This window comes from Micromonospora sp. NPDC048907 (genome assembly GCF_055586885.1).
In genome coordinates this window covers 474,227-497,969 of sequence record NZ_JBVJHI010000006.1, presented here as the reverse complement: position 1 = coordinate 497,969, position 23,743 = coordinate 474,227, and the positions used below count along the sequence as shown (strand labels likewise).

The following is a 23,743-nucleotide window of genomic DNA, read 5'->3' as shown; positions in this document are numbered from 1 at the left end:
CTCAGCTCTCCTCTCCGAGCCGGAGCACCTCGCCGAGGCGCATCCGACGGTTGTTCAGGGTCTCGACGGCGACGGCGAAGGCGAGGGCCACCACGGCGAGGCCCAGCACCCCGGCCACCAGGCCGGGTTCGAAACGTGCCGGCACGGCCATCCCGCCGGTGAAGGCGGGCAGGCCGAGCACGGGGGTGAGCAGCACCGGCAGCAGGGCGCCGACCACCGCGCCGGTGAGCACGGAGACCAGCACGAGCGGGGTCAGCTCCACCAGCAGCAGGCCGCGCCACTGCCGGCGGGACAGGCCCATGGTGCGCAGCCGGGACAGCACCTGCCCGCGGCCGCGCGCCCCGGCCAGCACGGCGAAGGCCAGCGCGAGCAGGCCCAGCACGGCGCCGCCGGCCGCGCCGATGGTGAAGCCGAAGACCAGCAGGCCGTTCACCCCGCTGCCGCCCAGCTCGGCGCGGACCGCCGACCGGGTGGTGACGGTGGGCTGGGTGGGTCGCTCCCCGCCGGTCACCACGCCGGTGCGCTGGTACCGCTCCTGCCCCTCGACGGCCGCCCGGGCCACCGCGGCCGGGTCGACACGGTCGCCGGCCAGCAGGAAGCCGGTGGGCGCGAGCGGGTGCAGGGCGTCCGCGGGCAGCGTCGGCCAGGGCAGCACCACGAACCGGGTCACGCTCCGGTCGACCAGCGCGAACTCGTCGACGGTCGCGGCGGTGCGCACGGGGAACCGGTTGCCCTGCACGTCCAGCCAGGCGGGGCGCCGGCCGGCCGGGTCGGCCAGCCCGGCGTCGGTGAACTCGTCGGCGAGCGCCGGGGAGACCAGCGCCGGCAGCGGCGTGGTGCCGTCGCCGGTGGCCCGCAGCGGGTCGGGGACGGTCACCGGGACACCCGCGCGGCGGGCCACCTCGGCGAACCGGGCGCCGTCGACCAGCAGCACCCGGGTGTCCCCCACGCCGGCGAACCGGCCGGCCTGGTCGGCGTACGGGCGCTGGCCGGCCTCCACCAGCAGCGGGGTGACCGCGCGGACGCCGGGCAGCGCGGCGAGCGCGTCGGTGGTGTCAGGGGCGAACCGGTCGCCGTCCACCCGGACGTCCCCGGGCACGGCGGCCGCGGCGGCGCGGTCCCGGCCGTTCTCGATGCCGGTGGCGACCACCCCGCAGAACGCGGCGGTCGCCACGGACAGCACCACCACGACCAGCGGGCCGGTGGTGGCGGCCCGGCCGGCGCGGGCCGTGCCGAGGAACGCGACGCTCCCCCGGGCCCGGGCGGCGGCCCGGCTGAGCAGCCGCAGCGGCCACGGGTAGGCGCGCAGCGCGACCAGCGCGGCGGCGACGGCCAGCAGCACCGGCACCGAGACGAGCAGCGGGTCCACCGTCCCGTCGAGGGTGAGGCCCCGCCGGCGCACCAGGAACGCGCCGAGCGCGGCGACCGCCAGCACGGTCGCCTCGACGGTGAGCCGCACGGCCGGGGACCGGGCGCCGACCAGGTCGCTCCGGCCGCCACCGCCGCGGCCGGCGGTGAGCGCGGCGAGCGGCGGGACCAGGGTGGCCAGCAGCGTGGCGAGCAGCACCCAGCGCAGCTCGGCGCCGCCACCGGGGACCAGCCCGCCGAGCAGCCAGCCCACGCCGCCGGCGAGGGGCAGCACCAGCAGCGACTCGGCGAGGCCGCGACCCAGCACCGCGCTCGTCGCGCCGCCCCGGGCGCGCAGCAGCACGTACTCGTTCTGGCGGCGGCGGGCCGTGAGGCGGGCGGCGAGCAGGACCAGGCCGGCCAGGGTGGCGAGCAACCCGGCCACGATGACGGCGAGCAGCGTACGGGCGGCGGCGAGCGACTCGGCGAAGCGGCGCAGCGGGATGTCGACGCCCTGGGTCAGGGTGAGCCCGGCGGGCCGGGTCCGCTCCATCGCGGCGAGCCCGGCCACGGCGGCGGAGAGCTGCCCCGGGTCGAACCGGTCGGGGGCCACCCGGTAGCGCCAGCTGAAGCTGACCGGCCAGCCGGAGGTGGCGGCCGCGTCGAAGCCGGCCTCGGAGGTGTACGCGACGGACAGGAACGGCTTCCCGTCGCCGGTGGGCGCGGCGAGCCGCAGCATCGACGGCAGCGCGTCCCAGATCCCGCCGTGCGGGGCGGTGGGCCGGAACACGCCGACCAGGGCCACCCTGATGCTGCGCACCGGCTTGCCGCGTTCGTCGAGGACGGACAGGGCGAACGTGCTGCCGGCACGGATCCCGAGCGGCCGGGCCACGGTGTCGGCGAGGGCCATCTCGACGGTGGCGCCGGCGCCACCGGCCGGCCAGCGCCCGTCGACCAGGGTGGCCGCCTCGGGCAGGCCGGTCACGGTGCGCAGGCTGACGTCGATCAGGCCCTTGTCGGCGCTCAGGGTCGGCCCGGTCAGCCGGGTGAACCCGGTCTCCGCGGCGTACCACCGCTCGCCGATGACCTCCCGCACGGCCGTGGGCATCCGCGCCTCGACGGCGTCCAGGTCGGCGGCGCGGGTGGCGGCGATCCGGGAGGCGGTCCGGGGCAGGATCGTCTGCTCGGTGCTGTACGTCAGGTCGCGCCGGGCCACCGGCTGGGCGGCCACGTGCTCCCGCAGCCCCTGCCCGGTGAGCCGCTCGACGACCCGGGGCAGGGCGGTGATCAACAGTGCGGTGACCAGGGTCAGGACGGCGAGCAGCAGGAAGTGCCCCCCGTACGCCCGGACCCGCCGCGGCGCACCTGACGGACTCATCGTTCTCCCCCGATCCGGAGCTGTGCGGCGGCCACCCGGCGGCGGATGCCGGTGGTGATGAGGGCGGCGAAGGCCAGCGCGGCCAGCAGCAGCCCGACGGCGGTCAGCCCGACGGGCGACCACGGCACGATGAACACCGCCTCGGGCACCGGCCGGCCGGCGGCCGGGGTGAGGATCACCAACGGCACCATGGTGGCCGCGACACCGGCCCCGACGAGCAGCCCGACGCCGACGCCGATGCCGGCCAGGAAGGCCTGTTCGGCGAGGAGCGCGCGGGCCAGGAGCCGGGCGTTGGCGCCGAGGGTGTGCAGCACGGCGAACTCGGCGAGCCGGTGCCGGGTGGTGGCCCAGACGTCGACGGCCAGGCCGACCAGGGCGAGCAGCACGGACCCGAGCGCGGCGGCGAGCAGCCCGGTGCGGGCGCCCCGCCAGTACGGGTCCCGGGCCGCCTCCGCGGCGACCTGCCGCCGGTCGAGCAGCGTCGTGCCGGGGAACCCGGCCAGCTGCTCCGCCGCGGCGGCGTGCCCGCCGGCGTCGGTGCGCAGCCACCACTCGGCCACCGGCCGGACCGTGCCCTGCTGGCGGAGCAGCAGGTTGGTGGCGGCGGGCAGGTCGAGCAGCACGCCGTCGCCTGTGGTGCCGGGCACGGCGGTCACCTGGCCGACCACCTTCACCGGCAGCGACACCCCGGACAGCTGCAGGGGCACGGTGTCGCCGGCGCGGATGTTCAGCGCCGCGGCGACGCCGGGGGTGACCAGGGCGGGCACCGGCGGGTCGGTCGCGGCGGGCACCACGGCGAACCGGGAGGACGGCTGGCGGGCGAACTCCAGGGCTCCGTCCGGCAGGTCGATCTTGTGGGTGGCGTCGACGGTGGTCGGGGCGACCCGGGCCGGGTCGTGCGGTCCCTGCGCGGTGTCGGTGACCCGCCAGTCCCCGTCGAGCGGCAGCGGCAGCGCCGCACCGGCGGCGTCGGTGAGCCGGAGCCCGTCGATCTTCAGGCGGTAGGTGAAGCCGACCGCCTCCCCGCCGTCGGCCTCGAACCCGGCCAGCCGCAGCGGTGCGCCACCGGTTTCCGGCAGTGGCACCGCGAAACGCACCGGGCGACCGTCGCCCTCGGCGATGCCGAGCGGCACCCGCCAGGCGGCGCCGGCATCGGTGGTGAGCAGCGCGGACACGGTCAGTTGCGGGTTCGCGAACGGGGTGTCGACCGGGGCGCGGACGGTGCCGGCGAGGGTGTGCGCGCCGGCCGGCAGGACCGCCCCGGCGGGCGTGGCCCGCCCCTTGACCAGCCGGTCCAGCAGCGCGGCGGTGGACGCCCCGCCGGCCGCGTCGTCGAGGGTGAGCATCCCGGCCGCGGCGGCGGCGTCGAGGCTCACCACGCTGGCCGGCCGGTCGTCGCGGCCGAGCCGGACATCGTCCCGCCAGGCCGGCAGCACCCGGTCCAGCCCGGCCGTGGCGGCCAACCGGCCGGCCCGGTCGGTGGGCGCGGCGCCGTTGCGCTCGACGAGCCGCAGGTCCGCGCCGACGGTGTGCCGCGCCTGGTCACTCTGCGACCGTTCCCAGGAGGCGACCAGCGACCAGGCCAGCGTGCTGCCGCCGACGGCGAGGGCGAGCAGCAGCACCGGGCCGGCGTGCGGCCGGCGGCCGGCCTGCCACATGCCGAACATGGTGGCCGTCCACGGCCGCCGGTCGACGAAGCGTTCGGCGATCCGGGTGGCCGGGGGCAGCAGCCGCAGCGCGATCACCGCGCCGGCCAGCACGCCGATGATGGGCGCGGCGGCGAGCAGCGGGTCGATGCCGAGCCGCCCGCCGGCCCCGGCCAGCGGCGAGGAGTACTGCCGCAACTGGGTCCAGGCGAGCACGGCCAACGCGACCAGGGCCACGTCGACGCTGGCCCGCTGCACGGCCGCGCCCCGGGTGGGACGGGACCGGGCCGCCATGTCCGCGACGTAGGTGCCGGCCCGGCGCAGCGCCGGCAGCACCATGGCGAGCAGGCAGCCGATCGCGGCGGCCACGGCGACCAGCCAGATCCGGGCCGCCCCGCCGTCGGCCAGCCGCAGGTCCCCGCCGAGCCGGTGCACGGCCTGCCCGGTCAGCGCCGGGGCGAGTAGCACGGCCGGGGCCACCACCAGGGTCGCCTCGCGGACGGCGAGTCCGGCGAGCTGGCCGCGGGCGGCGCCCCGGGCGCGCAGCAGCGCGGTCTGCCCGCGGCGGTCCTCGTTGAGCAGCGCGGCGACGAGCACCAGCGCGTACCCGCCGAGCACCACGATCAGCAGCAGCGGGGTGAGCAGGGCGGACCGGCCCACCAGGTCCGCCCGGCCGAGCCGGTCGACCAGCCGGTCCAGGTGGCTCACGGTCTGTGTGGAGGAGCCGAGACCGGTGGCCTCGGGGATCTCCTCGACGACGGTGGCGAGGGCTGCCGTCACCCCGGTCAGCCGGCTCGGCTCGACCGTGGCGAGGTCGGGTGCGACCAGCCAGGCGCCCGAGGTCGAACCCGGAAAGGTGCGCGCGAAGTCGGCCGGGTCCAGCGCGAACGGCCCGTACGATTCGCTCGCCGCGTCGCCCTGGCTGTCGCCCACGCCCGGGGCGAGACGCCAGTACGCGTCGCCCGGATCGCGGGGCCGCCAGGTGCCGGCCAGCACCACGGCCCCGGCCCGCTCGGCGCTGCGGTCGTAGAGCGGCACCCGCTCACCGACCCGCAGGCCGAGCTGGCCGGCGATCTTCTCGGGGAGGGTGACCTGCAACGGCGACGCGCCGGGCGCCGGCCACGACCCGCCGGTCAGCTCGGCGTGCGCCGGCAGGTCGGCCAGCGTGGCGAGGTTGGCGAACATCGGGTCGTCGTCGGTGCGGGCCGGCCCGAGGTCGCCGGTCAGCTCCCGGCCGGTGCCGTAGCGCGCCGCGGCCACCGAGACCGGTACGCCACCGAGGCCGTCGGCGAACTGGGCGCGGACCGCCCGGTCCCGGTCGGCGTACGCGGCGGCGTCCCGGCCGCCGGAGCCGCTGACCAGCAGGCTGCGCTCGTCGGCCGGGGCGGCGTCCAGCACCGCCCGGGCGCCGGCGTCGACCGCCCGGCGGTTGTAGTCGGAGAGCCCGGTGACCAACGCGACCGCGACCAGAGCCGCGACAGCGGCGGCGAGCAGCAGTCCACGAGCCTCGACCGCCCGCCTCCACACCAGCTTCATCCGACGTCCTCCCCTGGCCCCGGCGGGCCGACGACCAGGTAGACCCGTCGGGGGGCGGGAAAGGTTCGCGCGCGTTACGTGATCGTTATCCGCGGCACGGGACCGGCGCACCGCCGGGCCGGCCGGGGAGGCGCTGACCGCTCAGGCGCGCGGGCGGTCCCGGTCCTTGGAGGGCTGCACCCGTTTCGGCTCGCCGGGCATCTTCGGGTATTCCGGCGGGTAGGGCATGTCGCCCTGCCCGGCCGCGGCGTCCCGCTCGGCCCAGTCCAGCAGCGGGGTGATGTCCCACGGGGCGTCGTCGATGCCGGCGTGCGGGTCGCCCCGCTCGGCGAAGCGGGCCGGCACGCTGCCCAGGTGGAGGTCGTCCGGGTCGACGTCGGGCAGCTCGGCCCACTCGACGGGGGTGGAGACGGTGGCCCGCCCGTTGGCCCGCAGCGAGTAGGCGCAGGCGATGGTGCGGTCGCGCGCCATCTGGTTGAAGTCCACGAAGACCCGGGTGCCCCGCTCCTCCTTCCACCAGGCGGTGGTCACCAGCTCGGGGCGGCGCCGTTCCAGCTCGCGGGCCAGCGCGATGGTGGCGCGGCGCACCTCGACGAACGTCCAGCGCGGCTGGATGCGCAGGTAGACGTGCACGCCCCGGCCGCCGGAGGTCTTCGGCCAGCCGGTCACGCCCAGCTCGTCGAGCAGCCCGCGCAGCTCACCGGCGGCGGTGGCCGCGTGGGTGAAGTCGGTGCCGGGCTGCGGGTCCAGGTCGATGCGCAGCTCGTCGGGACGGTCGACGTCGGCGGCGCGCACCGGCCACGGGTGGAACACCACGGTGCCCATCTGTGCGGCCCAGGCCACGTGCGCCAGATCGGCCGGGCACAGCTCGGCGGCCTTCCGGCCGCTGGGGAAGCTGATCTCCGCGGTGGACACCCACGGGGGCACGCCCCGGGCCGGCACCCGCTTCTGGAAGAACGCCTCCCCCTCGATGCCCTCCGGAAAGCGCTGCAGGGTGGTGGGCCGGTCGCGCAGGGCCCGCATGATCCCCTCGCCGACCGACAGGTAGTAGTGGAAGACGTCCGCCTTGGTGAAGCCGCGCTGCGGGAAGATCATCCGGTCGGGGCTGCTCAGCCGGACGGTATGCCCGGCGACCTCGATCTCCTCGACTGCGGCCTTGCTGCCAGCCATTGGGCGACCCTATGCGATGCCACCGACGGCCGACGTACCGTTGACCGGTGAGTCTTTCCGACAATGAACTGCCCCGCACCGAGGACGAGTGGCGGGTCCGGCTGAGCCCCGAGGAGTTCCGGGTGCTCCGCGAGGCCGGCACCGAACGCCCCTGGACCGGCGAGTACGTCGACACGAAGACCCCCGGCGTCTACCACTGCCGGGCCTGCGGGGCCGAGCTGTTCCGCAGTGAGGACAAGTTCGACTCGCACTGCGGCTGGCCGAGCTTCGACGACGCCATCCCCGGGGCGGTCAAGGAGATCCCCGACAACACCCTCGGCATGCGACGGGTCGAGATCCGCTGCGCCCGCTGCGACAGCCACCTGGGGCACGTCTTCGAGGGCGAGGGCTTCACCCCGAAGGACACCCGGCACTGCGTGAACTCGATCTCGGTCCGGCTGGAGCCGAAGGACTCCTGAGGCGGCCGCTTGCCCGGGCACGCTACTGATGAGGTCATGCCCCGTCTCGACGTACGGCGGCTCGCCGCCGTGGACATGTACGGCTCGGCCGGCTCGCCGGTCCGGCGCCGGGTGATCCTGGTGGAGTTCGTCGTCGGCGTGGTGGGCTGCGTCGCGCTCGGACTCTGGGCGGCGCGCGGGGGCGGTCCGGTCCGGACCGCCCTCGGCGTCTACCTGGCGCTGGTCGGCCTCAACTACGTGCCGCTGGCGCTGCACGCGGTCACCCTGAGCCGACGGGGCGCGCTGGAGCGGGAGCTGGCCGGCGTCGACGTTCCCGCCGAGCTGCGCCACTACACGCCGCGCCAGCTGTGGATCTTCGTCCCGCTGCTGCCGCTCGTGCTCGCGGTCCGGCAGGCCCGCGGCCGCTGACCGCGGGTCAGAGCCGGAGGGTGCCGCCCCGGTCGTCGACCTGGTCGGCGGACTCGTCGTCCAGCCAGACGCCGCCGGTGGCGAGGTAGCGGAAGCGGTACTCCCCGGGGCCGAGCCGGACCGTCACCGTGCGGGTGCCGTCCCGGCGGGCGACCAGTTCGTGCCGGCCGGGCTGCCAGTCGTTGAAGCAGCCCACGACGCTGACCGTGCCGGGCGGGGTGTCCCGGGGCAGGCAGAAGGTGACCCGGGTCTGGTTGCCGAAGAGCCTGTTGCGCTTGATCAAGGGGGTTCCTCCGAGGTTCGAGGCGGTCACCAGGTCCAACGCGCGACACGCCGGGGACGACTCGCCGTCGAGCCGGATCAGGTTCGCCGGTTTCGGTTGCCGGGACGTGTCCGCTCGCCGACCCTGGGATGACGGGTCCGTTTTCGGGGGGTTTCGTATGGCTACCTGTGAGGTCTGCGGCAACGACTACTGGATGGCGTTCGAGGTGCGCACGGTCAACGGGGCCACGCACACCTTCGACTCCTTCGAGTGCGCCATCCACCGCATGGCACCGATCTGCGAGCACTGCCAGATCAAGATCGTCGGGCACGGCGTCGAGGTCTCCGGCCGCTTCTTCTGCTGCGCCCACTGCGCGCGGGCGGTCGAGGGCGACCAGGGCGCCGAGGTCCGCGACGCGGTCGGCGCCCGCCCCGCGTAAGCGCTCCGGGGGCGGGCCTACCATCGCGGGATGCCTACCGAGTCCCACCTGGCCGCCTTCGCCGACCTGGACGCCCGCACCTTCCACGACCTGCTGCGGCTGCGCATCGACGTGTTCGTGGTGGAGCAGTCCTGCCCGTACCCGGAGCTGGACGGCCGGGACGTCGAACCCGGCACCCGGCACCTCTGGCTGACCCGGGACGGCGACGTGGTGGCGTACCTGCGGATCCTGGCCGACCCGGACGGGGTGGCGCGGATCGGCCGGGTGGTGGTGGCGCCCGCGGCCCGCGGCGCGGGCCTGGCCGGGGCGCTCATGACCGAGGCCCTGGCGGTGGTGGGCGACGGCCCGTGCGTGCTGGAGGCGCAGACCCACCTGGTCGGCTTCTACGCCGGCCACGGCTTCGCGGTGAGCGGCCCCGGCTACGTCGAGGACGGGATCCCGCACACGCCGATGCGGCGGGAGGGCCGCGCCGCCGCCTGAGCAGACATTGACGGATACCGCTTTCCTGTGGCAGCGTGCCAGGCGGAGCCGCCACGCGAGCCGCGGGAGGGGGCAACTCCCGCACCGTCCGGGCGTCGTGCAACCGACACCCCCACCCCGGAGGCTCACCATGTCCACTCCGCACCGCCGCCGCGCCCCGATCGTGGCGGCGATCCTGAGCGTCTGCGCGGTCGTCGCCGCGCTGCTCACCACCGCCCTGTCCGGCCCGGCCTCGGCGCACGGGTCGGTGGTCGACCCGGCGTCGCGCAACTACGGCTGCTGGCAGCGCTGGGGCAGTGACTTCCAGAACCCGGCGATGGCCACCCAGGACCCGATGTGCTGGCAGGCCTGGCAGGCCGACCCGAACGCCATGTGGAACTGGAACGGCCTGTTCCGGGAGGGCGTCGCCGGCAACCACCAGGCGGCCATCCCGGACGGCCAGCTGTGCAGCGGCGGGCGCACCGCCAGTGGGCGCTACAACGCCCTCGACACCGTCGGCGCCTGGAAGACCTCGCCGGTGACCACCAACTTCCGGATCAAGCTGTACGACCAGGCCAGCCACGGCGCCGACTACATCCGGGTGTACGTGACGAAGCAGGGCTACAACGCGCTCACCACGCCGCTGCGCTGGAGCGACCTGGAGCTGGTCGGCCAGATCGGCAACACCCCGGCCAGCCAGTGGACGCCGGAGAGCCAGGGCGTGTCGATCCAGGTGCCGGCGAACGCGCCGGGCCGGAGCGGCCGGCACGTCGTCTACACCATCTGGCAGGCCAGCCACCTGGACCAGTCGTACTACCTGTGCAGCGACGTGGACTTCGGCGGCGGCTCGACCACCCCGCCGACGACGCCGCCGCCCACCACCACCCCGCCCACCACGCCGCCCCCGACCACGACCCCGCCGACGACCACCCCGCCCACGACGCCGAACCCGGCCGGCGCCTGCACGGCGACCTACCGGATCACCGGGCAGTGGAGCGGCGGCTTCCAGGCCGAGGTGCAGGTGACCAACGGCGGGTCACCGGTCCGGGGCTGGTCGGTGAGCTGGAACTACGCCAACGGCCAGCAGGTCGGCTCGGTGTGGAACGCCACGGTGAGCACCAACGGGACGCTTGTCACCGCCCGCAACGTCGCCTACAACGGCACCCTCGCCGCGGGGGCGAGCACGTCGTTCGGCTTCGTCGGCTCGTCGGGCGCGAGCAACCCGGTGCCGGGGAACGTCTCCTGCACCACGGTCGCCTGACCGCCGTCCGGCCGGGGTCGCGGCTCGCGGCCCCGGCCGGGCACGGTCAGACCAGGCAGGTCACGAGGTCGGCGATCGAGCGGCGGCGGCCCGTGTAGAAGGGGATCTCCTCGCGCACGTGCCGGCGGGCGCCGGAGGCGCGCAGGTCACGCATGAGGTCGACGATCCGGTGCAGCTCGTCGGCCTCGAAGGCGAGCATCCACTCGTAGTCGCCCAGGGCGAACGAGGCGACCGTGTTGGCGCGCACGTCCGGGTAGCCCCGGGCCATCTTGCCGTGCTCGGCCAGCAGCTCACGCCGCTCGGCGTCGGGCAGCAGGTACCACTCGTACGAGCGGACGAACGGGTAGACGCAGAGGTAGGCGCGGGGCTCCTCGTTGGCCAGGAACGCCGGGATGTGGCTCTTGTTGAACTCGGCCGGCCGGTGCAGCGCCATCTGCGACCAGACGGGGGTCAGCGCCCGGCCCAGCGTGGTGCGCCGGAACCGCAGGTAGGCGTCCTGGAGGGCGTCGCTGGAGGACGAGTGCCACCAGATCATGAGGTCCGCGTCGGCGCGCAGGCCGGCCACGTCGTACGTGCCGCGGACGGTCACGTCCTTGCCGGCCAGTTCCTCGAAGAGCGACTCGACCTCGGCCACGACGTTCTCGCGCAGCGACGGGAGAGGGCTGGTGGCCCGGTAGACCGACCACATGGTGTAGCGGATGGTGTCGTTCAGCTCCCGCAGCCGGGCCGCGTTGGTCTGCTCCGTCATGCTGCCGATCCTCCCAGTGCAGTGATGATCTCTTCGGCCGCCGTCTCGCCGGAGCGGACGCAGACCGGGATGCCGACGCCGTCGTAGCCGGCCCCGGCCAGGGCCAGCGTCGGCTGGGCGGCCCGCAGGGCCGCCCGGACCGCCGCCACCCGGCCGAGGTGGCCGGGGGTGTACTGCGGCAGGGCCCCGCCCCACCGCTGCACGTGCCGGGCCACCGGTGCGGGCAGCGGCGTGCCGAGCACCTTCGACAGCTCCCGGTGCACGGTGGCGACCAGGTCGTCGTCGGCGAGCTGGAGCGAGGCCTCCTCGCCGTACCGACCCACCGAGGCGCGGACCAGGGCGAGCCCGTCCGGCCGGCGCAGGTGCCCCCACTTCGTGGTGAAGAAGGTGGACGCCTTGACGAGCAGCCCCTCGGTGGCGGGCACCAGGAAGCCGGACAGCTCGGGCAGCTCCGGCTCGGGCAGGGCCATGGTGACCAGCGCGACGCTGGCGTAGTCCAGCGCGCCGACGGTCGCCGCGACCTCCGGGGCCGGGCCGGCGAGCAGCCGGGCGGCCGGGCGGGCCGGCACGGCGAGCAGCACGGCGTCGGCCTCGACGAACTGAGGGTCCCGGGTCGGACCGACGGTGAGGCGCCAGCCGGTCGGGGTGCGGTGCAGCTCGCGCACCGCGGCGTCCCGGCGGACCGTCGCCCCGCTCTCCCGCGCCGCCGCGTCGACGAGCGTGCTCAGCCCGCCGGCCAGCGTGCCGAAGACCGGGGCGCCGGGGGCGCGCGGGGCGGCGGCCTGCGCGGCGCGGACCGCACCGACCAGGGTGTGCTCGACCCGGGCCGCGCGGGCCAGCGCCGGCATGGTGGTGACCAGCGACAGGTCGTCGGCCCGGCCGGCGTAGACGCCGCCGAGCATGGGGTCGACCAGCCGGTCCACCACCTCGTCGCCGAGCCGGTCGCGGACCAGCGCGCCGACCGACACGTCGGCGTCCGGCGGGAGCAGCGGCGCGCCGCCGTCCCGGTCGGCCGCCGCGGCCGGCCGTGCCACCGCCGCCACCCGGTCCAGATCCCCGGGTACGCCCACCAGGGTGCCGCCCGGGACCGGGCGCAGCCCGCCGTCGACCAGCAGAGCCGCCTGCCCGACGGTGGGGTGCACGATCGCGTCGGCCAGGCCGAGCCGGCGGACCAGGGTCACCACGGCCGACTCCCCGCCGGCCGGGTCGCGCATCAGGAACGACTCGGCGCCGAACTCGACAGGTCCGCCGGCCAGCTCACCGGTGCGCAGCTTGCCGCCGAGGCGGCCGGACTGCTCGTACACGGTGATCTCGGTGCCGGCAGGGGCGCGGTCGCGCAACCGGACGGCGGCGGCCAGCCCGGTGATCCCGCCACCGACGATCGCCACCCGCCACGGTCGCGCCACGGTCGTCCCTCCTTACGCGTCCGGCCGCGCGGACAGCTCGTGCACCAGCGCGACCACCCGGGTCAGCACGTCCGGGTCGGTCTCCGGCAGCACGCCGTGCCCGAGGTTGAACACGTGGCCGGGGGCGGCCCGCCCCTCGTCGAGGATCCGGCGCACCTCGGCCTCCACCACCGGCCAGGGGGCGAGCAGCACGGCCGGGTCGAGGTTGCCCTGCACGGCCCGGTCCGGGCCGATCCGGCGGGTCGCCACGTCCAGCGGCGTACGCCAGTCCACGCCGACCACGTCGGCGCCGGCCTCGCCCATCGCGCCGAGCAGCTCCGCCGTGCCCACCCCGAAGTGGATGCGGGGCACTCCCGCGTCGGCCAGGCCGGCCAGCACGTACGCCGAGTGCGGCAGCACGTAGCGGCGGTAGTCCGCCTCGGAGAGCGCCCCGGCCCAGGAGTCGAAGAGCTGCACCGCGGAGACCCCGGCGTCGACCTGCACCCGCAGGAACGCCAGCGTCACCTCGGCGAGCCGGTCGCAGAGCGCGTGCCACAGCTCCGGGTCGCCGTACATCAGCGCCTTGGTCTTCGCGTGGCTCCGCGACGGGCCGCCCTCGACCAGATAGCTGGCCAGGGTGAACGGCGCGCCCGCGAAGCCGATCAGCGGGGTGTCGCCCAGCTCGGCGACGAGCAGCCGCACGGCCTCGTCCACGTAGGACACCTCGTCGCGGCCGATCGGGTTGATCCGCTCGACGTCGGCGGCGGTGCGGACCGGTTCGGCCACCACCGGGCCGGTGCCGGGCACGATGTCCAGGTCGACACCGGCGGCGGCCACCGGCACCACGATGTCGCTGAACAGGATGGCCGCGTCGACACCGTGCCGGCGGACCGGCTGGAGAGTGATCTCCCGGACCAGCTCGGGGCGGCGGCACGAGTCCAGCATCGGCACGTTGGCCCGGATGTCGCGGTACTCCGGCAGCGACCGGCCGGCCTGGCGCATGAACCAGACCGGGGTGTGCGGGCCCGGCTCGCGCCGGCAGGCGCGGACGAAGGGCGAGTCGGCCGGCCCGCCGCGGCGGGGTTCTCCGTCTCGGGCGGCAGTGCCCGTGGTGTCGGTGGTCATCGCGGCAATCGTGCCACGCGCCCGGACACCCCCCGCCACCACCGCCGCCTTTTGTGACGTGAAAGGAGGGGCCCCTTGTCGACGGCCGCGGCAGCGGCGTGTCCCCTTCCCACCCGATCCTGTCCGCAAGATCGGGATGACCGCCCGGCGTGCCGTCACACGGGGCGGCGCGGGGCGGCATAGGCTGCCGTCATGGCCCCCCCGATCGCGCTCCCAGAAGTGTTCGCCCGCGCGGTCGCGGGGCTGCGATCGGTGACATGCCGCCCGGAGATCGTGCTCGAGGAGGTCGGCGCCCCGCAGCGCCTGGCCCCCTACGCGTTCGCGCTCTCCGCCGGCGTGCTGCGCGACGGCGACGAGGTGGCCACCGGACGGCTCATCCTGCTGCACGACCCGGCCGGGCACGAGGCGTGGCAGGGCACCCTGCGGCTGGTCACCTACGTGACCGCCGAGCTGGAGGTCGACCTGGCCAGCGACCCGCTGCTGCCCGGCGTGGGCTGGACCTGGCTGACCGACGCCCTCGACGCGCAGGAGGCCCGTTACCGGGCCATCGGCGGCACCGTCACCCAGACGCTCTCCACCCGGTTCGGCGAGCTGGCCGGGCCGCCCGCCGCGGGCGACATCGAGATCCGCGCCTCCTGGACGCCGCTCGGCGCCGACCTGGCCCCGCACCTGCTCGGCTGGTGCACCCTGCTCGCCTCGACGGCCGGCCTCCCCCCACCCGGCGTCACGGCGCTGCACACCCGCCGCCCCGCCGGCGCCGCCTGACCCCGCGCCCGCCGCCCTCGTCGTGCCCGGGCACGACGAGGGCCGCTCCGACCGGTCGGAGCGGCCCGTCGTGAACCCCGGTCAGAGGTAGTTCTCGGCCTCGTCGCAGACCTTGTCCAAACCCTTGTTGGCGGCGTCGAAGCCCGCCTTGTCGCCCCGGGACGCCGCCGCGATGGCCGCGGTCAGCTTGTCCAGGCAGCTCCCGATGACCTTCTTCTGGCGGGCCTGCTCGTCCCGGTCGTTCTTGGTGCCGGTCAGGTCCTGCTCGGTGTCGGCGAGCCGGTCGCGGACGGTCTGGAGGTCACCCTTGAGCTTGTCGATCTCCTGCCGGTTCGCGGTGATCGTGCCGTCCCGCTGGCTGACCTGCTGCTCGGCCTTGTGCAGCTTGCCGTTGGTGGTCACGTAGAGGCCGGTCATCACGCCGCCGAGGACCAGGAGCAGCCCGGCGACGATGCCCAGGATCAGGGCGGCCCGCCCCCTGCCGCCACCCGCCGCCGGCGCCCCGTAGGGCGGCGCCGAGCCGGGCGGGGCCGACATGGGGTAGCCCGGCGGGGCCGACATCGGCTGCGGGTAGCCCGGCGGGGCCGACATCGGCTGCGGGTAGCCCGGCGGGGCCGACATCGGCTGCGGGTAGCCGGGCGCCGGGGCGGCGCCGGAGACCGGCGGCACGGAGGTCGGCGGGGCGGACATGGGCTGCGGGTAGCCGGGCGCGGCGCCCGCGCCGGAGGTCGGCGGGGCCGACATGGGCTGCGGGTAGCCCGGCGCGGAGAACGGGGCACCGGGCGGCGGGGCCGGTGCGGCGGCGCCTGGCGCGTACTGCCCGGGCACCGGGGCGGTGGGCTGCGGCAGGGTGGGGTCGGGCTGGGCCGCCCCGTGCTGCGGGGGCTCCGGCTGCACCCCGTACGGGCTGCCGTAGACGGTGCCCCCCGGCGGCTGGGGCGGGTAGCCGCCCGCTCCGGTCGGTGGCTGGGACATGGTTCTTCCTCCAGGTTTGCTGGTCCCCCGCGGGGTGGCCCGTAGGGCCGGGGTCTGCGGTCGGCGGGGTCGGGCCCCCGCCTCGACGGTGCGGTACGCGGTCAAGCCGCCGGCGGCGCGCCGGTCAGCAGAGCTTGAAGCGGTCGCACGCGGTCTTGATCGGCACCGCCAGGCCGATGCCCTCGGCGTCCCGGGCCTTGGCCGTGGCGATCCCCACGACCTCCTTCGAGCCGTTGATCACCGGACCGCCGGAGTTGCCGGGGTTGATCGGCGCGTCGAACTGGATCACCGGACCGGAGCCGCCCTCGTCCTTGCGGAACGCGCTCACCACGCCGGTGGTGACACTGTCCTGGAGGCCGAGCGGCGCGCCGACCACCACGATCTGCTGCCCGGACTTGACCGGGGTACGCGCCGCCACCAGGCCGGTGAACTTCGCGGTGGTGCGCAGGTGGGCGAGGTCCTTGTCCTTGTCGACCTCGACGATGGTCGCCTCGAACCGCTGGTCGGTGCGCTCCAGGAAGACCTTGCGGTCGCCCGCGGTGAACACCGCCTCCACCACGTGGAAGTTGGTGAGCAGCGTGGTGCCGCCGCCGGAGGGCGCCTTGCCGATGGCGAAGGCCGTGCCGGTGAACTGGCCGGCCCGGACCCGGAACACGCTGGGCAGCACCGCGCTCGCCACGGCCTCCGGGTTGAACGCCGCCCCGGCCTGCTTCTCCAGGACGCCCGCCCGCTCCTCCAGGCCGTCGAGCCGGCCGGCGGCCGCGCCCTGGGCCTCGGCCAGCCGCCGGTCGGTGGCGGCGAGCCGGTCGTCCAGCCGGTGGATCTGGTACGCCTGCAGGCCCGCCACCAGCGCCAGGATCCCGGCCAGGACGAGCGCCACCACCGGCAGCCGCCGCCCCCGCCCGGACCGCTCGGGGTGCCCGCCGGGCGGCACCGGCAGCAGCCCGCCGGCAGCCTGACCCGGGTACGCCGGACCGGACGCGGGCTGACCCGGGTACGCCGGACCGGACGTGGGCTGACCCAGGTAGGCCGGGCCGGACGTGGGCTGAACCGGGTAGGCCGGGCCGGACGTGGGCTGACCCGGGTAAGCCGGGCCGGACGCCGGGGCCGGTGGTGCGGCGACGCCGGGCTGGCCGGCGAACTGACCCGGAACGGCGCCCGGCTGTGCGGGCGGCCAATCGCCGGGAGTGCGCGGGGTCGGTGCGGCCGGCCCGCCCCACTGACCGCTGTTCGGCGCCGCCGACCACGCGGCCCCGGCACCCGGCTGGCTGGCGCCCGGCGCACCGGGCGCCGCGCCGGAGGCGGCGGGCGCCTCGCCAAAGGCAGCGGATGCGGAGCCGGAAGCAGCGGGCGCCGCGCCGAATGCGGCGGGCGCGGAGCCGGAGGCAGCGGGCGGCGCGCCAAAGGCGGCGGGTGCGGAGCCGAAGCCCGCGGCGGGGGCGGCGGGCGGAGAGCCGTAGGCCGCCCCGGGCCCGGCCGTGGCGCCGCCCGGCGGGAAGCCGTCGGCGGGCGCGCCCGGAAGGCCCGGGGCCGGCCCGGCGGGCTGGGTGGGCACGGTGGCGTGGCCGGTCGGTGGGACGATGCGCGGCGGCAGCGGCCCCGGCCGGTCGGCCCCGGCCCGCTCCGGTGCGGCGGTCTCGTCGCCGCCCCGCCCCGGCACGCCGTCCCCGGCTCCGTAGACGCCCGTCATGATCGCCCTGTCCTCCCCCGTGCCCGCACCGCCACCCGGCATCCCCTCGCGGCCCGCGGCTCGATGGACCGTACCTGCGTGAACGGGGTTTGTCTCCCCCGGTGTCCGACCCTGCCACCCCGGCGCAACCCGACCCGGTCACGACACCTGCGGGACATCCGGCCGACACGCGCCCGACCGGCTGCGCACACCGGATCGCCCGGCGCACTAGGGTTGTCAGGTGACCGACGAACCACCCCTGCGCCGTCGGGCCGCCGAAAGCCGTACGGAAGAGGCGTCGCCGCATCCGTCCTCGGCCACGCCGGAGCCGGCGGACGCGGGGACCGAACCCACCGCCGGCGGGCCCGTCCCGCTGACCGCCCCGCGCGAGGGCACGCCCGCGCCGGTGGCCACTCCGAGCGAGCTCGACGAGGTCGTGGCCCGCTTCGCGGCCGGCACCGGCCCGGTGGCCCTGGACGCCGAGCGTGCCTCCGGCTACCGCTACAGCCAGCGCGCCTACCTGGTGCAGCTGCGCCGGGCGGGCTCCGGCACGGCGCTGATCGACCCGCTGCCGCTGCCCGACCTGACCGCCCTCGACGGTGTGATCGCCGGGGCGGAGTGGGTGCTGCACGCCGCCAGTCAGGATCTCGCCTGCCTCGCCGAGCTGGGCCTGCGCCCGCGCCGGCTGTTCGACACCGAGCTGGCCGCCCGGCTGGCCGGCTTCGAGCGGGTGGGTCTGGCCGCGCTGACCGAGCAGGTGCTCGGCTACAGCCTGGAGAAGCACCACTCCGCGGCGGACTGGTCGAGCCGGCCGCTGCCGGAGTCCTGGTTGACGTACGCGGCACTGGACGTGGAGCTGCTGGTCGACCTGCGCGACGCGCTCGACGAGGAGCTGGCCAAGCAGGGCAAGTCGGCGTGGGCGGCGGAGGAGTTCGCCGCGCTGGTGCGCAACGGCGCCCGCCCGCCCCGGGTGCGGGCCGAGCCGTGGCGCCGCACCTCGGGCATCCACCGGGTGCGGGGCGCGCGGGCCCAGGCCCGGGTGCGCTCGCTGTGGTACGCGCGGGACCAGATCGCGGCGCGGCGGGACGCGGCACCGGGCCGGGTGCTGCCGGACTCGGCCATCGTGGCGGCCGCGGAGCTGGACCCGAAGGACGAGAAGACCCTGCTGACCCTCCCCGGGTTCGGTGGCCGTTCGGTGCGCCGGCTGGCGCGTACCTGGCTGGCGGCCCTGGACGACGCGCGCCAGCTGCCGGACGACGCCCTGCCGGTGAACCCGGTGGTGGAGGGACCGCCGCCGCCGCACCGGTGGGCGGAGCGGGACCCGGTGGCGGCCGGCCGCCTGGCCCGCTGCCGGGAGGTGGTGGTCGGCACGGCCGGCGCGCACCACCTGCCGCCGGAGAACCTGATCGCCCCGGACTACATCCGCCGCCTGGCCTGGCAACCGCCCGAGGAGGTCACCGACGACACGGTCGCGGAGACCCTGCGCACCTTCGGCGCCCGCGAATGGCAGATCACCCTCCTCCTCCCGGCCCTGACGGAGGCCCTGCACCTCCCCACCTCCTGACCGGACCCGGACCGGACCCCGGTCCCAGCGTCGATCATGAGGTTGGCGGCAGTTTCGGAGATCGACATCGCCGCCAACCTCATGATCGACCGGGCGACCGCGAGCGCGGGCTGTGTGGGGTTGACCACACGGGGGGTGGTGTCGGCGGTGGTTACTGGCGAGTAGCATCCGGGGAAACGCCAGTGCCGGCTAGGAGGCTCCAAGTGCCCCGTGAAGTTCGCGATGTCGTCTTCGTCGACGGCGTCCGCACCCCGTTCGGCAAGGCGGGTGGCATGTACGCCAACACCCGCGCCGACGACCTGGTGATCCGCTGCATCCGCGAGCTGATGCGGCGCAACCCGCAGCTCCCGCCGGAGAAGGTGGAGGAGGTCGCCATCGCGGCCACCACCCAGATCGGCGACCAGGGCCTGACCATCGGCCGCACCGCCGCCCTGCTGGCCGGCCTGCCCAAGACGGTGCCCGGCTTCGCCATCGACCGGATGTGCGCCGGCGCGATGACCGCCGTCACCACCGTCGCCAGCGGCATCGCCGTGGGCGCGTACGACGTGGCCATCGCCGGCGGTGTCGAGCACATGGGCCGGCACCCGATGGGCGAGGGCGTCGACCCCAACCCGCGGATCATCGCGGAGAAGCTGGTCGACCCGTCCGCGCTGGTCATGGGCGCCACCGCGGAGAACCTGCACGACCGGGTCCCGCACATCACCAAGGAGCGCACCGACGCGTTCGCGCTCGCCTCCCAGCAGAAGACCGCCAAGGCGTACGCCAACGGCAAGCTCCAGGGCGACCTGGTGCCGGTGGCGATCCGCGACCCGGAGGCCGGCTGGGGCCTGGCCACCACCGACGAGGCTCCCCGGGAGACCTCGCTGGAGAAGCTCGCCACCCTGAAGACCCCGTTCCGCCCGCACGGGAAGGTCACCGCGGGCAACGCGGCCGGCCTGAACGACGGCGCCACCGCGGCCCTGCTCGTCGCCGAGGAGACCGCCCGCGAGCTGGGCCTGCCGATCGGCATGCGGCTGGTGTCGTACGGCTTCGTCGGCGTCGAGCCCGAGGTGATGGGCGTCGGCCCGATCCCGTCGACCGAGAAGGCGCTGCGCATCGCCGGCCTGAGCATCGACGACATCGGCCTGTTCGAGCTGAACGAGGCCTTCGCCGTGCAGGTGCTCGCCTTCCTCGACCACTTCGGCATCGCCGACGACGACCCGCGGGTCAACCCGTGGGGCGGCGCGATCGCCATCGGTCACCCGCTCGCCTCCTCCGGGGTCCGGCTGATGACCCAGCTCGCCCGGCAGTTCGCCGAGCACCCCGAGGTCCGCTACGGCCTCACCGCCATGTGCATCGGCATCGGCATGGGCGGCACCGTCATCTGGGAGAACCCGCACTGGGAGGGTGGAGACAAGTGAGCCTCGCCGCACCGAACGAGGTCGTCACCAAGGCGCTGCTGCGCCGGGTGAACGTACCGGGGCTGGACCGTCCCGCCGCCCTCATCACCCTGGACAACGGCTTCGACCACACCAAGCCGAACAGCTTCGGCCCGGGCGGCCTGACCAGCCTGGACGAGGCGATCACCGCCGCCCTGGCGGCGGACCCCGCGTTCGTCGCGGTGACCGGCAAGCCGTACATCTTCTGTGTCGGCGCGGACATCACCAGCCTGCCGGCGCTGGAGAACCGCGAGCAGGCGCTGGAGGTCGGCCGGCTGGGCCACCGGGTCTTCGCCCGGCTCAAGGACAGCACCGTCCCCACCTTCGCCTTCGTGAACGGCGCGGCGATGGGCGGCGGCCTGGAGCTGGCCCTGCACTGCCACTACCGGACCCTGTCGGCGGGCGCGGCGGCCCTGGCGCTGCCCGAGGTCTCGCTCGGCCTGGTCCCCGGCTGGGGCGGCACCCAGCTGCTGCCGAACCTGATCGGCATCCCGGCCGCGACGCAGGTGATCCTGCAGAACCCGCTGATGCAGAACAAGATGCTCAAGCCGAAGCAGGCGGCGGAGATGGGCATCGCCGACGTGCTGCTGGAGCCGGCCGACTTCCTGGAGCGGTCGCTGGAGTGGGCCGCCGGCGTCGTCCGGGGCGAGGTCAGCGTGACCCGTCCCGAGGTCGACAAGGACATGTGGGCGGGCGTGCTCTACTTCGCCCGGCAGACCCTGGACCAGCGACTGCACGGCGCGGTCCCGGCCGCGTACAAGGCGCTGGACCTGCTGGAGACCGCGAAGGACGCCGACTTCGCGGCCGGCACCGCGGCCGAGGACGAGGCGCTGGCCGACCTGGTCTTCTCCGAGGAGCTGCGCAGCGGCCTGTACGCCTTCGACCTGGTGCAGCGGCGGGCCAAGCGGCCCGCCGGCGCGCCGGACAAGGGCCTGGCCCGGCCGGTCACCAAGGTGGGCATCGTGGGCGCCGGCCTGATGGCCAGCCAGCTCGCCCTGCTCTTCGCCCGCCGCCTCCAGGTGCCGGTCGTCATGACCGACCTGGACCAGTCCCGGGTGGACAAGGGCGTCGGCTACGTGCACACCCAGATCGAGAAGGCCGTCAGCAAGGGCCGGATGGACAAGGGCACGGCGGCCAAGCTGTACGGCCTGGTCAGCGGCTCGGTCGACAAGTCCGTCTTCGCCGACGCCGACTTCGTCATCGAGGCGGTGTTCGAGGACCTGGGCGTCAAGAAGCAGGTCTGGGCCGAGCTGGAGAAGATCGTCAAGCCGGAGGCGGTGCTCGCCACCAACACCTCCAGCCTGTCGATCACCGAGATGGCCGCCGACCTGGAGCACCCCGAGCGGGTGGTCGGCTTCCACTTCTTCAACCCGGTCGCCGTGCTGCCGCTGCTGGAGATCGTCCGCGGCGAGCGGACCGACGACGCCACCCTCGCGACCGCGTTCGCGGTCGGCAGGCAGCTGAAGAAGTCCAGCGTGCTGGTCAAGGACGCTCCGGCGTTCGTGGTCAACCGGCTGCTGACCCGCTTCCTCGGCACCGTCTTCGCCGCCGTCGACCAGGGCACCCCGCTGGACGTGGCGAACAGCGCGCTGGACCCGCTGGGCCTGCCGATGCGCCCGCTCGCCCTGCTCCAGCTGGTCGGCCCGGCCGTGGCCTACCACGTGGGCGGCACCCTGCACACCGCGTTCCCGGACCGCTTCGGCGTCAGCGAGAACCTCAAGCGGATCGCCGACTCGGGCCAGCCGATCGTGGTCGACGACCAGGTCAACGAGGAGGTCGCCAAGCTGCTCGTGGTCGGCGACCAGCCGCTCACCGCGGAGCAGGTCCGGCAGAACGCGCTGGACGCGCTCGCCGAGGAGATCCGGCTGATGCTCGACGAGGGCGTCGTCGCCGAGGCGCAGGACATCGACCTGTGCATGATCCTCGGCGCCGGCTGGCCGTTCCACCTGGGCGGCGTCACGCCGTACCTGGACCGGACCGGCACCGCCGAGCGGGTCACCGGCCGCCGGTTCCTGCCGCGCGGGGTCGCGAGCCTGCGCGGCTGATCCCCACCGCCGCTCCCCCACGATCGCGGTGGCCGGCCGTCCCCTCGGGACGGTCCGGCCACCGCGATCGGTCGTTCCGGGGCCGGAATCCGGTCACCGGCCGGCCACCCCGCGGTCACCGGGCGGCCGGCGCGGTCACGACCTGGTTCCGGTTTCGTCACGTCGTCGGTGGCCGGACAGTGCGCTGTCGGTGCGGCTGGCTACGATCACGCGTCCGGACTTCTCAGCAGGAGCTGCCAAAACATGTCCCAGCCGCCGTCCAATCCCTACCCCGGTTCCTACCCCCCGCCCCCGCAGCAGCCCGGCGGCTACCAGCCGCCGCAGCAGCAGCAGCCCCAGTACGGCGGCGGCTACCCGCCGGCTCCCCAGCAGCAGCCGCAGTACGGCGGCGGCTACCCGGAGAGCGGCCAGCCCGGCCAGGCCGGCCAGCCCGGCCAGCAGTACGGCGGCTACCCGGAGGCCGGCCAGCCCGGCTACGGCGCCCCGGCCCCGCTGCCGCCGAAGAAGAAGTCGAGCGTCGGCAAGATCCTGCTCATCGTGCTGGCCGTCGTGCTGGTGCTCTGCGTGGGCGGCGGTGTCGCCATCTGGTTCGCCGCCAAGGACGAGGTCGGTGAGGTCGTCCAGGCGACGAAGACCCGCCTGGTCGAGCCCGCCACGCTGGCGGGCCGGGCCAAGGTGAACGAGCCGGAGCTCCAGACGGCCGCCACCCAGATGAAGTCCGAGATCGCCAAGGACGTCCCGAACGCCACCAGCACCGTGGGCGCGTTCTACGGCGAGCCGGCGAAGAAGGACCTCGTCATGATCGCCGGCGCGTCCGGCGTCATCGCCGACCCGCAGAAGGAGATGGCGGACGCCATCACGGCGATCACCCCCCAGCTGGGCGCCAAGGAGTTCAAGACGGTCGACGCCGGCCCGTTGGGCGGCGATGCCAAGTGTGGCGACGGCAAGGCCGAGGACGTCCCGGTGGCCGTGTGCCTCTGGGTCGACAAGGGCAGCCTGGGCATGGTGGTGGTCTACTTCAAGTCCGCGACCGAGATCCAGCAGGAGTTCGTGACCATGCGCGGCGAGATCGAGAAGCGGGACTAGTCCCCGCCGACCCGGTGCACCGGGCCCCCGCCGGCCGGCGGGGGCCCGGTTTCCGTTTTCACCGGTCAGGCCGAGGCGGCCCGCTCGGCGGGGCTGCGGCAGACGCAGAACTCGTTGCCCTCGGGGTCGGCGAGGACCACCCAGCCGGTGCCGTCCGGCCGGCGCCGGTCGTCGACCACTGTGGCCCCGAGGTCGCGCAGCCGGGCCACCTCCTCGTCCCGGGTCCCCTCGGCCGCGTGCACGTCGAGGTGGAACGCGCCCTTGCCGTGCCGCTCGCCCACGGCGACGAAGAGCAGGTCGGGGCCATGGCCGTCGGGGGCGGCGAGGACCGCCTCCGGGTCGCCCGGGTGGTCGTCGTCGTGCAGCTTCCGGTCGAGCGCCCGGGCCCACCAGCTGGCCAGGACGTACGGGTCGTCGCTCTCGACGGTGACGCAGTGGATCTGTGCACTCACGGTGCTTCCTCCTGGATCGGAGTGCGCCCCGCGGAGTGAGGACGGGTCAGCGGGGACTGCGGGGCGCGGGACTGTTCATCGTGGACATCGACCGCACCCCCTTCCACACCTCGGGCTGACGCCGCTGATCATGTCATCAGCCGGCGG

Annotated in this window: 19 protein-coding genes and 1 pseudogene; 10 read left to right on the top strand and 10 right to left on the bottom strand. The window is 75.4% G+C overall.

Features of this window, described 5'->3' with window-relative positions; translation table 11 throughout:
• Position 1: 1 nt before the first annotated feature.
• From ACZ6PY_RS23740 to ligD, 3 genes are all read right to left on the bottom strand, one after another.
• A complete protein-coding gene (locus ACZ6PY_RS23740) occupies positions 2-2,725 on the bottom strand; it encodes an FtsX-like permease family protein (protein ID WP_466075073.1) in 2,724 nt (907 codons plus the stop codon).
• The gene (locus ACZ6PY_RS23735; protein WP_466075071.1) at positions 2,722-5,907 is read right to left on the bottom strand and encodes an FtsX-like permease family protein; all 3,186 of its coding nucleotides are present in this window, start codon (positions 5,905-5,907) and stop codon (positions 2,722-2,724) included. Before ACZ6PY_RS23735 ends, ACZ6PY_RS23740 begins: the two co-directional genes overlap by 4 nt.
• 141 nt (positions 5,908-6,048) lie before the next feature.
• Positions 6,049-7,077 (bottom strand): non-homologous end-joining DNA ligase, encoded by a 1,029-nt coding sequence (ligD, locus tag ACZ6PY_RS23730; RefSeq protein ID WP_466075069.1) that lies wholly within the window; start codon positions 7,075-7,077, stop codon positions 6,049-6,051.
• 47 nt (positions 7,078-7,124) lie between these two features.
• Here ligD and msrB point away from each other — a divergent pair, with 47 nt between their 5' ends.
• Both msrB and ACZ6PY_RS23720 read left to right on the top strand, forming a co-directional pair.
• Positions 7,125-7,535, top strand: coding sequence for a peptide-methionine (R)-S-oxide reductase MsrB (msrB, locus tag ACZ6PY_RS23725; RefSeq protein WP_466075067.1), 411 nt, complete (start codon positions 7,125-7,127; stop codon positions 7,533-7,535).
• Between the two features lie 36 nt (positions 7,536-7,571).
• The gene (locus tag ACZ6PY_RS23720; protein WP_466075065.1) at positions 7,572-7,943 is read left to right on the top strand and encodes a hypothetical protein; all 372 of its coding nucleotides are present in this window, start codon (positions 7,572-7,574) and stop codon (positions 7,941-7,943) included.
• A 7-nt stretch (positions 7,944-7,950) separates the two neighbouring features.
• On the opposite strand, the gene ACZ6PY_RS23715 is transcribed toward ACZ6PY_RS23720, so the two are convergent.
• On the bottom strand, positions 7,951-8,226 hold the full coding sequence (locus ACZ6PY_RS23715; protein WP_466075063.1) for an isoamylase early set domain-containing protein: 276 nt from the start codon (positions 8,224-8,226) through the stop codon (positions 7,951-7,953).
• Positions 8,227-8,383: 157 nt separating this feature from the next.
• Here ACZ6PY_RS23715 and ACZ6PY_RS23710 point away from each other — a divergent pair, with 157 nt between their 5' ends.
• The 3 genes from ACZ6PY_RS23710 to ACZ6PY_RS23700 all read left to right on the top strand — a co-directional run bounded on the left by ACZ6PY_RS23710 (position 8,384) and on the right by ACZ6PY_RS23700 (position 10,364).
• On the top strand, positions 8,384-8,644 hold the full coding sequence (locus ACZ6PY_RS23710) for a Prokaryotic metallothionein (RefSeq protein ID WP_466075061.1): 261 nt from the start codon (positions 8,384-8,386) through the stop codon (positions 8,642-8,644).
• A gap of 30 nt (positions 8,645-8,674) precedes the next feature.
• Complete coding sequence (locus ACZ6PY_RS23705; protein ID WP_466075059.1) at positions 8,675-9,124, top strand: GNAT family N-acetyltransferase; 450 nt, start codon at positions 8,675-8,677, stop codon at positions 9,122-9,124.
• A gap of 130 nt (positions 9,125-9,254) precedes the next feature.
• Complete coding sequence (locus ACZ6PY_RS23700) at positions 9,255-10,364, top strand: lytic polysaccharide monooxygenase auxiliary activity family 9 protein (RefSeq protein WP_466075057.1); 1,110 nt, start codon at positions 9,255-9,257, stop codon at positions 10,362-10,364.
• 46 nt (positions 10,365-10,410) lie between these two features.
• Here the strand turns inward: ACZ6PY_RS23700 and hemQ are convergent, their stop codons facing one another.
• Genes hemQ through hemE form a run of 3 tightly spaced genes read right to left on the bottom strand, consistent with a single transcriptional unit; the run spans position 10,411 to position 13,622 of the window.
• The gene (gene hemQ, locus ACZ6PY_RS23695) at positions 10,411-11,112 is read right to left on the bottom strand and encodes a hydrogen peroxide-dependent heme synthase (protein WP_466075055.1); all 702 of its coding nucleotides are present in this window, start codon (positions 11,110-11,112) and stop codon (positions 10,411-10,413) included.
• A complete protein-coding gene (gene hemG, locus ACZ6PY_RS23690; protein WP_466075053.1) occupies positions 11,109-12,518 on the bottom strand; it encodes a protoporphyrinogen oxidase in 1,410 nt (469 codons plus the stop codon). Before hemG ends, hemQ begins: the two co-directional genes overlap by 4 nt.
• Before the next feature lie 12 nt (positions 12,519-12,530).
• Complete coding sequence (hemE, locus tag ACZ6PY_RS23685) at positions 12,531-13,622, bottom strand: uroporphyrinogen decarboxylase (protein ID WP_466075051.1); 1,092 nt, start codon at positions 13,620-13,622, stop codon at positions 12,531-12,533.
• A 192-nt stretch (positions 13,623-13,814) separates the two neighbouring features.
• On the opposite strand from hemE, the gene ACZ6PY_RS23680 reads away from it, so the two are divergent.
• Positions 13,815-14,387 (top strand): DUF3000 domain-containing protein, encoded by a 573-nt coding sequence (locus ACZ6PY_RS23680; RefSeq protein ID WP_313722363.1) that lies wholly within the window; start codon positions 13,815-13,817, stop codon positions 14,385-14,387.
• An 81-nt stretch (positions 14,388-14,468) separates the two neighbouring features.
• Here the strand turns inward: ACZ6PY_RS23680 and ACZ6PY_RS23675 are convergent, their stop codons facing one another.
• The gene (locus ACZ6PY_RS23675; RefSeq protein WP_466075048.1) at positions 14,469-15,362 is read right to left on the bottom strand and encodes a hypothetical protein; all 894 of its coding nucleotides are present in this window, start codon (positions 15,360-15,362) and stop codon (positions 14,469-14,471) included.
• A 124-nt stretch (positions 15,363-15,486) separates the two neighbouring features.
• Positions 15,487-16,647 (bottom strand): annotated as a pseudogene (locus ACZ6PY_RS23670) (S1C family serine protease); the annotation flags it as partial.
• 625 nt (positions 16,648-17,272) lie between these two features.
• Between ACZ6PY_RS23670 and ACZ6PY_RS23665 the strand changes: the two are divergent.
• The 4 genes from ACZ6PY_RS23665 (at position 17,273) to ACZ6PY_RS23650 (ending at position 23,144) form a co-directional block, all read left to right on the top strand.
• Positions 17,273-18,595 (top strand): ribonuclease D, encoded by a 1,323-nt coding sequence (locus ACZ6PY_RS23665; protein WP_466075046.1) that lies wholly within the window; start codon positions 17,273-17,275, stop codon positions 18,593-18,595.
• A 203-nt stretch (positions 18,596-18,798) separates the two neighbouring features.
• Entirely contained in the window at positions 18,799-19,995 is a 1,197-nt protein-coding gene (locus ACZ6PY_RS23660) for a thiolase family protein (RefSeq protein WP_313722366.1), read from the top strand.
• Entirely contained in the window at positions 19,992-22,058 is a 2,067-nt protein-coding gene (locus ACZ6PY_RS23655) for a 3-hydroxyacyl-CoA dehydrogenase NAD-binding domain-containing protein (RefSeq protein WP_466075044.1), read from the top strand. The genes ACZ6PY_RS23660 and ACZ6PY_RS23655 overlap by 4 nt, the downstream gene beginning before the upstream one ends.
• 243 nt (positions 22,059-22,301) lie before the next feature.
• Complete coding sequence (locus ACZ6PY_RS23650; RefSeq protein ID WP_466075042.1) at positions 22,302-23,144, top strand: hypothetical protein; 843 nt, start codon at positions 22,302-22,304, stop codon at positions 23,142-23,144.
• A gap of 65 nt (positions 23,145-23,209) precedes the next feature.
• Here ACZ6PY_RS23650 and ACZ6PY_RS23645 read toward each other — a convergent pair whose 3' ends face one another.
• Positions 23,210-23,596 carry a VOC family protein gene (locus ACZ6PY_RS23645; protein WP_466075040.1) on the bottom strand — a complete coding sequence of 129 codons (387 nt, stop codon included), beginning with the start codon at positions 23,594-23,596 and terminating at the stop codon, positions 23,210-23,212.
• Between the last annotated feature and the right edge of the window lie 147 nt (positions 23,597-23,743).

Coding starts and splice junctions, on each gene's coding strand:
- ACZ6PY_RS23680 (WP_313722363.1), top strand. CDS start 13,815: ATGGCCCCCCCGATCGCGCTCCCAGAAGTGTTCGCCCGCGCGGTCGCG.
- ACZ6PY_RS23650 (WP_466075042.1), top strand. CDS start 22,302: ATGTCCCAGCCGCCGTCCAATCCCTACCCCGGTTCCTACCCCCCGCCC.
- hemQ (WP_466075055.1), bottom strand. CDS start 11,112: ATGACGGAGCAGACCAACGCGGCCCGGCTGCGGGAGCTGAACGACACC.
- ligD (WP_466075069.1), bottom strand. CDS start 7,077: ATGGCTGGCAGCAAGGCCGCAGTCGAGGAGATCGAGGTCGCCGGGCAT.
- ACZ6PY_RS23705 (WP_466075059.1), top strand. CDS start 8,675: ATGCCTACCGAGTCCCACCTGGCCGCCTTCGCCGACCTGGACGCCCGC.
- ACZ6PY_RS23720 (WP_466075065.1), top strand. CDS start 7,572: ATGCCCCGTCTCGACGTACGGCGGCTCGCCGCCGTGGACATGTACGGC.
- ACZ6PY_RS23735 (WP_466075071.1), bottom strand. CDS start 5,907: ATGAAGCTGGTGTGGAGGCGGGCGGTCGAGGCTCGTGGACTGCTGCTC.
- ACZ6PY_RS23700 (WP_466075057.1), top strand. CDS start 9,255: ATGTCCACTCCGCACCGCCGCCGCGCCCCGATCGTGGCGGCGATCCTG.
- hemE (WP_466075051.1), bottom strand. CDS start 13,622: ATGACCACCGACACCACGGGCACTGCCGCCCGAGACGGAGAACCCCGC.
- ACZ6PY_RS23740 (WP_466075073.1), bottom strand. CDS start 2,725: ATGAGTCCGTCAGGTGCGCCGCGGCGGGTCCGGGCGTACGGGGGGCAC.
- ACZ6PY_RS23675 (WP_466075048.1), bottom strand. CDS start 15,362: ATGTCCCAGCCACCGACCGGAGCGGGCGGCTACCCGCCCCAGCCGCCG.
- ACZ6PY_RS23710 (WP_466075061.1), top strand. CDS start 8,384: ATGGCTACCTGTGAGGTCTGCGGCAACGACTACTGGATGGCGTTCGAG.